Below are 14,289 nucleotides of genomic sequence, written 5' to 3'. Positions count from 1 at the left end.
ACTGTCAACGGACGGAATTGGTGCCGTCCTCTTGTGCCTGGACCACCGATGAGGCGGCTGAATGATTTCCACCGGCAACTATGGCAGTGGGAGGTCGTGCTCTACGCGAAAACTCGCGGTGATTCGGCCTATCTCGGCCTACGCCGCCGACGCGGCGATCTATCGACTGTCCTGTGTGACCCCTGACCGGTAGGAGAGATCCTGCAAGAAAGCGCTTTTCGAGAAGATCGAAACAACACGGCCGGATCCGGCGATAAGGTATTCGATCAGAGACTATCGACCGCTCCGCGGCATCTCGAAATCCTTGACAAAAGGAGCAGCCTTGGCGCCTCAGTACGCCCCCAAGTTGAAAGAAAAAGTAGCCGAGAAGTGGGTGGCGAACTTGCGGGGGCAGCTCTTTCCTGGTGAGGAAATCTGGGCTTTGTCGAAAACCAATCAAGTCCGGCCAGTGCTGGACGGACTCGCAATCACCAATGCCCGTGTCATGGCATTCAGCAGCATCGACGTAGCTACCCGCGGACCCCGAGTCGCTGTCGAGGCCGACAATATTTCCCGGTTCGAGTTCGTCAAAAAGATGACAGGAAAGCAACTCCACGTCACCGATCTCGCTCAGCAGGTGCATCAGTTCGGTGCGATCACTGACGCGGACATCGACTTCGTCAGTCACTACCTCCACCATCTGGCTTCGGCGGGCTTCCCACCCGGGATGCGTGAGACTCTTCGAGCCCGCGATGCTGCCGCCACAGACACAGTACGTGCACGCGCAGCCGGACGATTTGACGTCGAAATCATCGGTGCGCCGCTCAAGGATGTCGCGTGGCGAACCATCGACGAGCACACGGCCCCAGACGAATTGCCCTGGTTCGTCATCAACTCCGGGTCTGCAGGAATCCTCGCTGCATTCGAAGACCGTCTCCTCATTGCGAAAGTCGGCGGCATGGCAGGCTTCATGACCGGATCCATGGGCGGTGGACGAGTTACCACCTTCCCCTACTCCGACATCACCAACATTGAATACAACAGCGGGATGATGAGCGGTGTTCTCGAAATACTTACCCCGAGCTACCAGGGAACCGCGAACCACGACTATTGGAGATCGGCCGGCACCAGCCCCAACAAGGCCGCTGAGAGCCCCTTCACTCTGTCGAACTGCCTGCCTCTCCCCAAAGCGCAGCACAAACTGGCGCTCCCGCGCCTGACCGAACTGCAGAAGAAAATCATCGACTACAAGCGCCCGACATTCCACGTACAGCACAGCCCCGGTGCTACCGCCGCGGCGCCTTCGACAAGTCTGGCGGACGAACTCCACAACCTCGCCGATCTCCATCATCAAGGCATCCTCGACGCCGCCGAATTCGCGGCAGCAAAACAAGCCACCATCGCCCGCCACTCGAACTGATAACCGTCGCTATAGGGCCCGCTGCTGGGAGACGGATGGATCAGATACCTGACGCCCTTCATTGCATAGCTTTGATTCATATTTCGAGCTTGAATACGACCACACCTGAAATGGAGGCAACAGCTGTGACTTCCCACCCCGATCCGAAGATGCCAGCCACCCCTGGTTTCCGTGACCCAATCACCTCGGGGTCGGGAAGTGACACGTCCTCGCACAGCAACTTCCAACATCTGTGGGATAGATCCATAGATTCCGAATCGGCGGGCATCGCTGGTCCGAAGGCGAGTCCCGGCCGGTATACCGATCACGACTCCCACGTGCTCGAGTGGTGGGACGGAACAGCGTGGTCGTCGCACACCGCGCCTCTCGATGCCGCGCCGACGCGTCCAACTCCGACCTCTCACGGGCAGAAGCCGATAGATCGGCATTGGGCGACGATTGCTGCCGTGTCGATCGCACTGATACTGATGGCGCTGTCCCTGGGGGCTGTCTTCATCGCATTGGGACAGATCGTCAGGGGCACAAGCACCCAAGGCACCTACATCCGGCTCGGCATATTTCCCGTTGTGGCGGCTGCCTGCGGCTTCTTCCTCTACGTGAAGTCACGCACGAAGGCCCGTCACGATCCACTCGGCCCGGCCGCGGGGCGGGCAACGCATGTACGTACTCTCGCCATCGGATCGGCGGGCGTACTCGTGGCCGGCGCCGTGTTCGCCGGCCTTGCACTGTCATCAGAAGATAAGAACAGTGACACCAGGGATTCCACTGCATCCGTGGCCGCGATCGACGACAACGCGATTGACGGAAGTGCCGAGGATTGGTTGCGAGCGGTGTGCCCGCCGGGAAAATTCTTCGACGGAACCACGATCGCCGGTGCGACTGGTGGCGCGACATGCATCACCACCGGTAGCGAGACCATTTTCATTCTCGAATACGACTCGAACTTCAAGATGCAGAACGACCTCGTGGCCTACCACATGCGTTTCTATGCCTCGAGTGTCGATGAGAGCGGACGAATCACCGTCTTTGCAGTGAACAACCAAAATACAGGACGAGCGTTGAGCCCTCTGGAAGCATTCGGCTTCAACATAAGCGCGGTGTCGTAGGAATGAATTCAGCCTGAACCTGGCGTACGAGCTGGCCGAGCATGTAACCGCGACTCCCACAAATGCTTTCGGGCTTCGATGATTGTCTCCGCTTGACGACGGAAAGGTGACGCCTGTCCGGCGGTTGGCCACCTTCGGTGTCCCCCGTAATGAACTCCGCTGCGCCCCGTTCGGTGAAAAGCAGATTTGTTTTCACTTCTGGCCTTCCGCTTCTCGTCGTCGGTGACCTGCGCGCAACCCCTGGCGGCGCAAACGCCGGCCGATGGCTCCGAGAAATTTTCGCCACTCGCACGCTCCCACCGAAATTTTCTCGGCCCAGGGGGGCGGCACTCCGACCCCTCATACCGACGCGATACCCCTTTGCCAGAAGGCGAAAAATTGGCGGGGCAGCAGGCCCGGTCACTTTCACAGCAAGGGGAACGACATGCAGAACATCCGTTTGAGGACCGCCACCGACGTCTTAACCGCAATCCCGGCATCGCTCGGATTCGTCCCCGCCAATTCCGTCGTGATGATCGCTCGCACCGGATCACCGGCCACCTTCGCGTTTGTCGCGCGCACCGATGTCATCGGCTCCGGTCCGGCGGCAGTCGCCGGACTCGACCAGATCGAGGCATCCGAGCGCGAGTTCGACAGCATGGGAATCCGCAGCATCCGCACTCTTGTCGCGGAGTCTCTCGAGGTCGGAGCGGGGTGGTTCGACACTAACCGCGAGGTGCCTGACCAGCAATGCCTGTCCTGCGTCTCATGCCATTAGTTGCTCTGTCGTGGGTTCGCTTCGGCCACTGGGCCGGGCATCTTCGTTTCGTCCGTGTTGGCCGGCAGGGTTAGGGACTTCTCCGAAGGTGTTTGTCCGAAATGTCGTCCCCATCGGGGACGCCTCAACCCCGCGCCTTCAGCGCCGCCCGCGCCGCATTGAACCCACCCATCCCGTGGACCCCGCCGCCCGGGGGAGTTGCGGACGAGCAGAGGTAGACGCCCGGGGCCCCGGTGGCATAGGGGTCCAGCCCGAACCGGGGGCGCGCGATGATCTGCCGCGCAGTGTTCGCCCCCGCGGAGATGTCGCCGCCCACATAGTTTGGGTTGTACGCCTGCATCTGCGGCACATTGCGCACGTGGACGCCCACGATCCGGTCCCGGAACCCCGGCGCAAACCGCTCGATCTGACGCGTGATCGCATCGGTCGCGTCACCCGGATAGCCGTGCGGCACATGCGCATACGCCCACACGGGGTAGATGTCTCCGACGGAACGGGAAGGGTCGGCCAAGAACTGCTGGCCCAACAGAATGAAGGGCTTGTCCGGCATCTGACCCCGAACGGTCTGGCGTTCGACAGCAGCAGTTTCCGAAATCGTCCCGGACAGGTGCAGGGTGCCGGCCTTGCGGGCGTGCGGATTCGTCCACGGCACGACGCTTCCGTCGGAGTCACCGCGCACGGCGTAGTCGACCTTGTACGCGGCGGTGCCGTAGCGGAATTTGCGGTAGGCCCGGGCAATGCGGTCGGGCTGCCGGCCGTCGAGCAGACGACCGGCAGCGTCTGGTGCGATGTCGAGCATCACGATGTCGTAACCGGCGATCTGGGAGTAGTTGGTGACCCAGTTCCCGGTTTCGATGGTGCCACCGAGGCTGCGCAGGATCGAGGCGAGGGCGGCTGCAATTGAGCCCGAACCACCTTGTGCCACAGGCCAACCGTGAGCATGGGCTCCAGCAGTGAGCATCGAGCCGACAGCACTGGAGAGTGGAAGGGTCAGCGTCCCGAACATGTGCGCCGCGACACCACCGAACAGCGCCCGCGCCTGTGGAGTCTTGAACATCCGCGCGAAACCCGTCGCGGGAAGCAGAGCGCCCGTCCCGAAACGGGCGAGCATCAGCGGGTGCTTCGGGACGTGCACGATGGGCTGGAAGACGTCCTGCACCAACTCGTCGAAGTTCTCGGATAGGTATCCGAAGACGTCGAGCCACCGCTTACCGTCGACACCCAGTCCTTCAGCGGTCCGGTTGATATCGCGCCACAGAACCCCGGCGGTGCCGTCGTCGAGTGGATGGACCAGATCGATCTCGGGCCACAGCCACGTCAGGCCATGCTTGGCGAGGCCGAATTCGCGGTCGAGTTCCTTGAAGTAGGGAGAAGCCAAGGCCGTGGGATGGAAGGCGGAGCAATCGTCGTGGACGAGTCCGTCGACTATGTATTCGCTACTGCGGGTGCCACCGCCGATCTTGTCCGCACCCTCGATGACATGGACGTCGATTCCGGCGCGGGCGAGTTCGATCGCCGCCGCGAGGCCGTTGGGGCCACTGCCCACCACTACTGCTGTCGTCATTTGCTCTTCGCCACCCGTCTTCTCAAGGGTGAGCCTACGGAAATTACAGCGATGGCATTCTGCGAGCAAACAATTCAGGCCTAGACCTTGGTTGATCGATCAACTTTTGTTACAGTTCGAGGCGCACTGGCCGCAGCTGATTCTTATCGCTGCGGCCAGTTGTTGCATTCATTGCCCATCGCGCCTGTTTCCTGCGGATTCGGTATCCTGTGAATCGGAACTTCTCTGCACAGACGCAGCTCCGAAATCTGTCGAGGGGCCTTCTGGCTCCCTGCATCGCCGCAGTTCAGAGCAATTATAGGGCTACCTTAGTTGCGCCCGTGCCGGGGTTCTGAATTATCGTTTTCGTTACACGGTTGACTCACAAAAGTTTCAACCGACCGAAGACTCACGTCGCCGGGTGCCAGAACGCACACCATCGCGTCTGCGCAGGGCGGCTACTTCGGTGGTACCGAACACATCGTCGTGTCGGTGCTTTGAAGGACTTGCATTGCAAGTTGATGGCCATCAGCGCTGCTGGTCGTCGGTGCATCTTTATGGCATACGAAGGCTGGGTATGAAGCAACTTCCAGGCCCCCAGGGCCTCTATCACCCGTCCAATGAGCACGACTCCTGTGGAGTCGCATTTGTTGTCGACATGCATGGTCGCCGCAGCAGGGACATCGTCGAAAAGGCGATCACCGCTCTGGTCAACCTCGAGCATCGCGGCGCTGCCGGATCAGAACCCAACACGGGTGACGGTGCGGGCATTCTGCTGCAGGTTCCCGACAAGTTCTTCCGAGCTGTCGTGGACTTCGCGCTGCCCGCCGAAGGCGCGTACGCAACCGGTATCGCATTCCTCCCGCAGGGCGACGCCGATGCACACGAGGCTGCTGCTGCAGTCGAGAAGATCGTCGTCGAAGAGGGCCTGAAGGTTCTCGGCTGGCGCGAAGTCGGAACCGACGACTCATCGCTGGGCGCACTGGCGCGCGACGCGATGCCGACGTTCCGTCAGATCTTCATCGGCTCCGAGGGTGACAAGTACACCGGCATGGATCTCGAGCGTCGTGCATACGTGGTGCGTAAGCGCACCGAGCACGAACTCGGCTCCGAAGGCGCCGGCAAGGGTGGCCCGGGTAGCGAGACCGTGTACTTCCCCAGCCTGTCCGGCCAGACGTTCGTCTACAAGGGCATGCTCACCACCCCGCAGCTCAAGGGTTTCTACCTCGACCTGCAGGACGATCGTGTCGAGAGCGCACTGGGCCTGGTCCACTCGCGCTTCTCCACCAACACGTTCCCGTCGTGGCCGCTGGCGCACCCGTTCCGCCGGGTCGCTCACAACGGTGAGATCAACACCGTCACCGGCAACGAGAACTGGATGCGAGCTCGCGAGTCCCTGATCGACAGTGACGTCTTCGGTGGCCGCGAGAACCTGGACAAGATCTTCCCGATCTGCACCCAGGGCGCCAGTGACACCGCTCGTTTCGACGAGGTGCTCGAGATGCTGCACCTCGCCGGCCGCAGCCTGCCGCACGCAGTTCTCATGATGATCCCGGAAGCCTGGGAGAAGCACGAGAGCATGGACTCCGCTCGTCGGGCGTTCTACGAGTACCACTCGGCCCTCATGGAGCCCTGGGACGGACCGGCGTCGGTGTGCTTCACCGACGGCACCGTCATCGGCGCCGTGCTGGACCGCAACGGTCTGCGTCCGTCGCGTCTGTGGATCACCGAAGACGGCCTCGTCGTCATGGCGTCGGAAGTCGGCGTTCTGCCGATCGATCCGTCCACCGTGGTCCGCAAGGTCCGCCTCCAGCCCGGCCGCATGTTCCTCGTGGACACCGCGCAGGGCCGGGTCATCAGCGACGAGGAACTGAAGAACGAACTCGCTGCCGAGCACCCGTACCAGCAGTGGATCGACGAAGGTCTGATCCACATGGACGACCTGCCGGACCGTCCGTACACGTACATGTCGCACGAGCGCGTCGTCCTGCGCCAGCAGCTCTTCGGTTTCACCAACGAAGAGGTCAACCTGCTTGTCAAGCCGATGGCACTCTCCGGTGCCGAGGCACTGGGCTCGATGGGTACCGACACTCCGATCGCCGTGCTCTCGTCACGTCCCCGGATGCTGTTCGACTACTTCTCGCAGCTCTTCGCTCAGGTCACCAACCCGCCTCTCGACGCGATTCGTGAAGAGGTTGTCACCAGCCTCGGCGCGACCATCGGCCCCGAAGGCGACCTGCTGCACCCGAATGCGGACTCCTGCAAGCAGATTGCGCTCCCGCAGCCGATCCTGCACAACGACGATCTGTCGAAGCTCGTTCACGTCAACGACGACGGCGAATTTCCCGGCTTCCGCAGTGTCGTGATCCGCGGCCTGTACCCCGTCAAGGAAGGCGGCGACGGTATCCGTCGTGCGCTCGAGGGCATCAAGTACCAGGTCTCGCAGGCAATCGAGGGTGGCGCACGCATCATCGTGCTCTCGGACCGTGAGTCCACCGAGGACTACGCGCCGATCCCGTCGCTGCTCCTCACCTCGGCCGTGCACCACCACCTGGTTCGTGAGAAGTCGCGCACCAAGGTCGGCCTCATCGTCGAGGCCGGCGACGCCCGCGAGGTGCACCACATGGCGCTCCTCATCGGCTTCGGTGCAGCAGCGGTCAACCCGTACATGGCTTTCGAGACCATCGACGAGTTCCTGCAGAACGGCGAGCTCGAGGGTCTGACCCTCGAGAAGGGCATCGCGAACTACATCAAGGCAGCCGGCAAGGGTGTCCTGAAGGTGATGTCCAAGATGGGCATCTCGACGCTCGCGTCGTACACCGGTGCTCAGCTGTTCCAGGTCATCGGCCTCTCGCAGGAGCTGACGGACGAGTACTTCACCGGTCTGCAGTCGCAGCTCGGTGGCATCGGCCTCGACCAGATCGCAGCCGACGTCCAGGCACGTCACGCCGTCGCATACCTGGATCGCCCCGAAGAGCGCGCTCACCGCGAGCTCGAGGTCGGCGGCGAGTACCAATGGCGTCGTGAAGGCGAGTACCACCTGTTCAACCCGGACACGGTCTTCAAGCTCCAGCACGCAACTCGCACAGGCCAGTACGAGGTGTTCAAGGAGTACACGACCATGGTCAACGACCAGTCGGAGCGCCTTGCCGCTCTGCGTGGTCTGTTCGACTTCAACATCGGCAAGCGGCCGTCGATCTCGATCGACGAGGTAGAGCCGGCCAGCGAGATCGTCAAGCGTTTCTCGACGGGTGCGATGAGCTACGGCTCCATCTCCGCCGAGGCTCACGAGACGCTCGCTATCGCGATGAACCGTCTGGGCGCTCGCTCCAATTCCGGTGAGGGCGGCGAGAACCCGTCGCGCTTCACGCCGGACGAGAACGGCGATCTGCGTCGCAGTGCCATCAAGCAGGTCGCGTCGGGACGCTTCGGTGTCACCTCGCACTACCTGAGCAACTGCACCGACATCCAGATCAAGATGGCGCAGGGAGCCAAGCCCGGTGAGGGCGGCCAGCTTCCGGCTCACAAGGTGTACCCGTGGGTGGCCGAGGTTCGGCACTCCACACCTGGCGTCGGGCTGATTTCGCCGCCGCCGCACCACGACATCTACTCGATCGAGGATCTCGCTCAGCTGATCCACGACCTGAAGAACGCCAACCCGCAGGCCCGCATCCACGTGAAGCTGGTCTCCGAGGTCGGCGTCGGAACCGTCGCGGCCGGTGTCTCCAAGGCACATGCCGACGTCGTTCTGATCTCCGGTCACGACGGTGGCACCGGTGCCACCCCGCTGACCTCCGTCAAGCACGCGGGCGCACCGTGGGAGCTCGGCCTCGCCGAGACCCAGCAGACGTTGCTGCTCAACGGTCTTCGTGACCGCATCGTCGTGCAGGTCGACGGCCAGCTCAAGACGGGTCGCGACGTCGTCGTCGCTGCCCTGCTCGGCGGCGAGGAGTTCGGTTTCGCCACCGCACCGCTGGTGGTCTCGGGCTGCATCATGATGCGCGTCTGCCATCTCGACACCTGCCCCGTGGGTGTCGCGACGCAGAACCCGTTGCTGCGTCAGCGTTTCAGTGGCAAGCCGGAATTCGTCGAGAACTTCTTCATGTTCATCGCCGAAGAGGTTCGCGAGCTTCTCGCGGAACTCGGTTTCCGCACGCTGCTCGAAGCAGTCGGCCAGGTCGACATGCTGGACACCAAGCGCGCCCTCGAGCACTGGAAGGGAAGCAAGGCAGGCAATCTCGATCTGTCGCCGATCCTCACCCAGGTCGAGTCCGCGTTCATGGACCAGGACGTCCACTGCACCGGCACGCAGGATCACGGTCTCGACAAGGCGCTCGATCAGCAGTTGATCGTCTCGGCCCGCAACGCACTCGACAAGGGTGAGGCGGTCTCCTTCGAGTCCGCGATCACCAACGTCAACCGCACGGTCGGCACCATGCTCGGCCACGAGGTCACCAAGGCGTTCGGTGGAGAGGGCTTGCCCGAGGGCACCATCGACATCACGTTCACCGGTTCCGCCGGTAACAGCTTCGGTGCTTTCGTGCCCAGCGGTATGACCCTGCGCCTGCACGGCGACGCCAACGACTTCGTCGGCAAGGGCCTCTCGGGTGGACGCATCGTCGTACGCCCGCCGCTGGATGCAGCGGAAGGCTTTGTCGCCGAGGACAACATCATCGGTGGCAACGTCATCCTGTTCGGCGCCACCAGCGGCGAGGCTCTGCTTCGCGGTGTCGTCGGTGAACGCTTCGCAGTCCGTAACTCCGGCGCCACTGCCGTCGTCGAGGGTGTGGGCGATCATGGTTGCGAGTACATGACGGGTGGAAAGGTGGTCATCCTCGGAGCCACCGGACGTAACTTCGGCGCCGGCATGTCCGGTGGCGTCGCGTACATCTACAACCCCGACAAGGCATTCGAGAAGAACCTCAACACCGAACTGGTGGACCTCGAGGATCTTTCGGGCGACGACTTCACCTGGTTGAAGGGCGCCATCGAACGTCATCGCGACGAAACCGGCTCCGAGGTTGCCACGCGCATCCTCGCTGACTGGTCGCAGCAGGTGGGTCACTTCGCAAAGGTGATGCCCCGCGACTACAAGAAGGTTCTTTTGGCCATCGCGGCCGCAGAGAAGGATGGCAAGAACGTGGACGAGGCAGTTATGGAGGCAGCTCGTGGGTGATCCAAGCGGCTTCCTGAAGCACACGTCGCGCGAACTTCCGGTTCGCCGGCCGGTGCCGTTGCGCCTGCTCGACTGGAAAGAGGTCTACGAGGAGTTCCCGAAGGAAACCCTCAAGACCCAGGCCAGCCGTTGCATGGACTGTGGAATTCCTTTCTGCCACAACGGTTGCCCTCTCGGAAACTTGATTCCCGAGTGGAACGACCTGGTCTACAAGGACCACTGGCACGACGCCATCGAGCGTCTGCACGCGACCAACAACTTCCCGGAGTTCACCGGTCGTCTGTGCCCCGCACCCTGTGAGGCGTCCTGTGTCCTGGGCATCAACCAGGATCCGGTCACCATCAAGCAGGTCGAGGTCGAGATCATCGACAAGGCCTTCGACGAAGGGTGGGTCAAGCCGGTGCGCGCCGCGCACGCCACCAACAAGAGGGTCGCAGTTGTCGGCAGTGGTCCGGCCGGTCTGGCTGCAGCGCAGCAGCTGACCCGCGCCGGTCACGCAGTGACGGTCTTCGAGCGGGCAGACCGCATCGGCGGCCTGCTGCGCTACGGCATCCCCGAGTTCAAGATGGAGAAGCGGCACATCGACCGCCGTCTCGAGCAGATGGAAGCCGAAGGCACCGTCTTCAAGACCAACGTCAATGTCGGCGTGGACATCACCGCGGACGAGCTGCGCGAGCAGTTCGACGCAGTGGTTCTGGCCGGTGGCGCCACCGCAGCTCGCGATCTTCCGATCCCGGGCCGCGAACTGGGCGGCATCCACCAGGCGATGGAGTTCCTGCCGATCGCCAACCGCGTGCAGTTGGGCGACCTCGACGCTCCCACCATCACCGCTGAGGGCAAGAAGGTTGTCATCATCGGCGGCGGCGACACCGGAGCGGACTGCCTCGGCACCTCGCACCGTCAGGGTGCGGCCAGCGTCCACCAGTTCGAGATCATGCCGCGTCCGCCGGAGACTCGCGCCGAGCAGACTCCGTGGCCGACGTACCCGCTCATGTTCCGCGTGGCTTCGGCTCACGAGGAGGGCGGCGAGCGTCTGTTCTCCGTCAACACCGAGAACTTCGTCGGTGAAAACGGAAAGGTCACCGGTCTCAAGGCTCACGAGGTCGAGATGAAGTCGGGTCGCTTCGAGAAGGTCGAGGGCTCGGACTTCGAGCTCGAAGCCGATCTCGTTCTCCTGGCGATGGGCTTCGTCGGTCCCGAGAAGCCGGGTCTGCTCACCGATCTCGGTGTCGACTTGAACGAGCGCGGCAACGTCGCCCGCACGTCCAAGTGGAACACCAACGTCGACGGCGTGTTCGTGGCAGGCGACATGGGCCGCGGTCAGTCCCTGATCGTCTGGGCCATCGCCGAGGGACGTTCCGCAGCAGCCGCTGTGGACACCTACCTCGAGGGTGTCACCGCCCTTCCGTCACCGATCCACCCGACAGCGGCTCCGCAGCGCTAGAGGCTCTTGCAAGTCCGCACTCCACCGCAACGGTGGGGTGCGGACTTGTTTCTGCCCGTAATTCGTACGATCTGTAACAAACCTTCATCAATCGTGCATCGGACAGACATACCGCCCAGGCAGTATGATTCCTGAGCATCGACAGTGGTGTAAGGGTTGTTTCAGGTAAATCAGGGGAGTTTCATGCGTGCGAGGCGTCTCGTTGCGGTGTTGTCGGCACTTGCTGCGGCAGTAGTGGTACCGGTTGTCAGTGCTCCTGTGGCGTCGGCTGATCCCTGCCCCAGCCTCTACGTCGTGGCCATCCCGGGAACGTGGGAGCCGTCGGGCACCAGGCCCGGCGCCGGCATGCTTGCCCCGGTGACCAACGGGCTTCCGGGCTCCGTGCGCACCGATTACGTCACCTACTCGGCGACGGCGTTCCCCTGGGAATCCAACGTCTACGCCAAGTCGAAGCAGCAGGCCGTCGACAATGCCCGCGGCATGATCGGCGCCATGGCAGCCTCGTGCGGTGACACTCGCTTCGCCATCGTCGGATACAGCCAGGGTGCCGACGCGGCAGGCGATCTCGCCGCCGAGATCGGAACCGGCATCGGCGTTGTCCCCCCGACTCGCGTGGAGGGCGTCGGCCTGCTGTCCGATCCCCGTCGTTCCGAGTCCGACGTCCTGATCGGACCCGCTGTCGGTGGTAACGGCGCCAGTGGCCCGCGCATCGGTGGGTTCGGTTGGCTGTCAGGCAAAACGGTGACGCTGTGCGCGGTCGGTGACCTGTACTGCTCGACGCCCAAGGACGATTTTGTGATGCGTCTGGCCGGATTCATGGCTCAGGCGTCCGATCCCACTCCCGCAAGTGCGCTCGCGCTGCGCGACGAGGCCGCCGTGATCGTCAACGACCTGGTGACCGCTGGTGGGCTCCCCGCGCTGATCGCTCAGCTCGATCCGGGCGCGAATTCGCGGCGCGTTGATCAGTTGGTCGACTTCTACGGCTCGCAGGTCCACACCGACTACACGCGTTACGTCGTTGACGGCGCGGGCAATTCGGCTACATCCTGGCTGCACGGCTGGTTGGCCGGCAAGGCCTGATCAGCAGTACGTCTGCTGCGCGGTGTCGACGTAGATCTCGGCGATGCGCTGCGACGACATCGGCGTGATCTGCGAGTACACCTCGCCCACGGAGTTGAACTCCGCCAGCACCTCGGACCTAGGCATGCCGTCGGCAAGAGCCTTGCAGGTGCCGTCGGCGTAGAGGATCTCTGCGGAATCCATTCCGGCGGGCGGGATCCCGGCCAGACGCAGGGCGGCGATGTACCGCTGCCCCTTCTCACCGGCGTTCGCGACGATCTCTTCCGGTGAGCGTGCGTCGATCGGTGCGTTTGGCAGGGGCACTGCGTTCGCCGGTGGCGCTACCGGTGGGGGCGTCGATTCGACCACGCTCGGCGCGGCTTCCGGAGTTACGGCAAGCGGGCTGGTCGGCAGCTCGGACAGCGTACTGGGGGCAGTCGAACTCGACGTCGCCGCCACCGTGGTACTGGTAGCAGCAGATGTGGATTCCGCTGCATCGCTGTCGGATTGGCTGCTGCAGCCGCTGAGGAGTAGGCCCGCTGCCGCGACGCAGAGGACCAGTCTGTTCGTGTTCATCACCCGTGAGTGTTACACACCGTACCGCTTAGTTTGTCCGTTTTAAGGAAACTCCCTTTTGCCCTGTTTTTAAGTCGAAGTCCTGTGATATACATCTGTTCAGTTGTTACTTGTGAGTAGGAGCACACCGCAAGACCTTGTCGGCGGCGGTCGAAACACAAGCAATGACTGCGAGTTTCGTCCCCCATCACATAAACGGCAGGGAGAAATCAGTGCAGAAATCTCACAAGAACGGCAACAGACGTCTCGGCACGCGCGTGGCCGTTATTGCAGGTACCGCAGGTGCGGTCCTCGCGTTCGCGGCGCCGATGGCCTCGGCTCAGGATCCGGTCGACAATTCGGTACCCGGTGCCGCAGTGTGTCCGGCTGCTGCCGAATCCTGTGTGTCGGTTGTGGTTCAGAGCGGAACCTTCGACAACAACGGCTTCAACCTCCCGATCGGAAAAGGCGACATGATTATCGCCGCCGAGGCCGGCTCCGGTGAAGGTGAGTCCACCGTTCTACTCCCTCGCGACGACGGACATAACGGTGTTTACTCCAAGCCGTTGACCGTTCCGGGTGGAGTTCTCGGAATCGACCTCCCGTTCGGCAATCTGTTCGGCCTCGCCGCAGTCACCGCCGAGGTGGAGGCGACCGCTGCCCCGACCCTCAACGGCATCATCACCGACATGGATCTGAGCATCCCGGTGCGGATGAAGATCAACAACGCGTTCCTCGGTGACAACTGCTACCTGGGCTCCGCGGCTGCGCCGGTGAATCTCCGTCTCGCGCCTGACCCGTCGGTGGTACCGACCTACACGGTGCTGCCGTCGACTGCGCTGAAGGTGAGCCCGGTCGGGAACGAGGCCACCGGCTTCGCGCTGCCCGCCGCCAGTGGTTGCGGACCGTTCGGCGTCCTGAATCCGATCGTCAACTGGCGAGCAAAGGTGCCGGCCACGTCCGGAACCTCGCTCAGCACGATCTCCGACGCCTACCTGTACCCGGGCGGCCTCACCGGTAGCGATCCTCTCGACGATCTTGGTGGCGGAACAGGATCCAGCGGTTCCAGTGGCTCGAGCGGTTCGTCCGGAAGCTCCGGTTCCTGAAAACCCGGATGCCTTGAAGCAGCGGTGGTGACGGAATGTCACCACCGCTGCGGCGTCCGACCTGTAATAACCTGTGCCTCAGGGTGGGCGAAGGCGGACTCCATCAGGAGGACCTGCGCGGCCACGAAATCACAGGGGAGTCCT

9 protein-coding genes are annotated in these 14,289 nt (G+C 62.9%); 7 read left to right on the top strand and 2 right to left on the bottom strand.

Annotated elements, in window-relative coordinates; all coding sequences use genetic code 11:
* Positions 1-322 precede the first annotated feature (322 nt).
* The 3 genes from ACWF6P_RS02150 (at position 323) to ACWF6P_RS02140 (ending at position 3,262) form a co-directional block, all read left to right on the top strand.
* On the top strand, positions 323-1,399 hold the full coding sequence (locus tag ACWF6P_RS02150) for an SHOCT domain-containing protein (RefSeq protein ID WP_452619799.1): 1,077 nt from the start codon (positions 323-325) through the stop codon (positions 1,397-1,399).
* A 125-nt stretch (positions 1,400-1,524) separates the two neighbouring features.
* Complete coding sequence (locus ACWF6P_RS02145; RefSeq protein WP_452619798.1) at positions 1,525-2,505, top strand: DUF2510 domain-containing protein; 981 nt, start codon at positions 1,525-1,527, stop codon at positions 2,503-2,505.
* A 424-nt stretch (positions 2,506-2,929) separates the two neighbouring features.
* Positions 2,930-3,262, top strand: coding sequence for a DUF4192 family protein (locus tag ACWF6P_RS02140; protein WP_452619797.1), 333 nt, complete (start codon positions 2,930-2,932; stop codon positions 3,260-3,262).
* 124 nt (positions 3,263-3,386) lie between these two features.
* Here ACWF6P_RS02140 and ACWF6P_RS02135 read toward each other — a convergent pair whose 3' ends face one another.
* The gene (locus ACWF6P_RS02135) at positions 3,387-4,826 is read right to left on the bottom strand and encodes a phytoene desaturase family protein (protein ID WP_452619796.1); all 1,440 of its coding nucleotides are present in this window, start codon (positions 4,824-4,826) and stop codon (positions 3,387-3,389) included.
* A gap of 556 nt (positions 4,827-5,382) precedes the next feature.
* Between ACWF6P_RS02135 and gltB the strand changes: the two genes are divergently transcribed.
* The 3 genes from gltB to ACWF6P_RS02120 all read left to right on the top strand — a co-directional run bounded on the left by gltB (position 5,383) and on the right by ACWF6P_RS02120 (position 12,505).
* Positions 5,383-9,981 (top strand): glutamate synthase large subunit, encoded by a 4,599-nt coding sequence (gltB, locus tag ACWF6P_RS02130; RefSeq protein ID WP_452619795.1) that lies wholly within the window; start codon positions 5,383-5,385, stop codon positions 9,979-9,981.
* Positions 9,974-11,425 carry a glutamate synthase subunit beta gene (locus ACWF6P_RS02125; RefSeq protein ID WP_452619794.1) on the top strand — a complete coding sequence of 484 codons (1,452 nt, stop codon included), beginning with the start codon at positions 9,974-9,976 and terminating at the stop codon, positions 11,423-11,425. The genes gltB and ACWF6P_RS02125 overlap by 8 nt, the downstream gene beginning before the upstream one ends.
* Before the next feature lie 183 nt (positions 11,426-11,608).
* Positions 11,609-12,505, top strand: a complete 897-nt coding sequence (locus ACWF6P_RS02120) for a cutinase family protein (protein WP_230816160.1) — start codon at positions 11,609-11,611, stop codon at positions 12,503-12,505.
* Here the strand turns inward: ACWF6P_RS02120 and ACWF6P_RS02115 are convergent, their stop codons facing one another.
* Entirely contained in the window at positions 12,506-13,060 is a 555-nt protein-coding gene (locus ACWF6P_RS02115) for a DUF732 domain-containing protein (protein WP_452619793.1), read from the bottom strand.
* A gap of 212 nt (positions 13,061-13,272) precedes the next feature.
* Between ACWF6P_RS02115 and ACWF6P_RS02110 the strand changes: the two genes are divergently transcribed.
* Complete coding sequence (locus ACWF6P_RS02110; protein ID WP_378536264.1) at positions 13,273-14,145, top strand: hypothetical protein; 873 nt, start codon at positions 13,273-13,275, stop codon at positions 14,143-14,145.
* Positions 14,146-14,289: the final 144 nt, after the last annotated feature.

This window comes from Rhodococcus sp. NPDC055024 (assembly GCF_053608585.1).
Note: the sequence above shows the minus strand (reverse complement) of the source record. Positions and strands in the feature narration are given on the sequence as shown.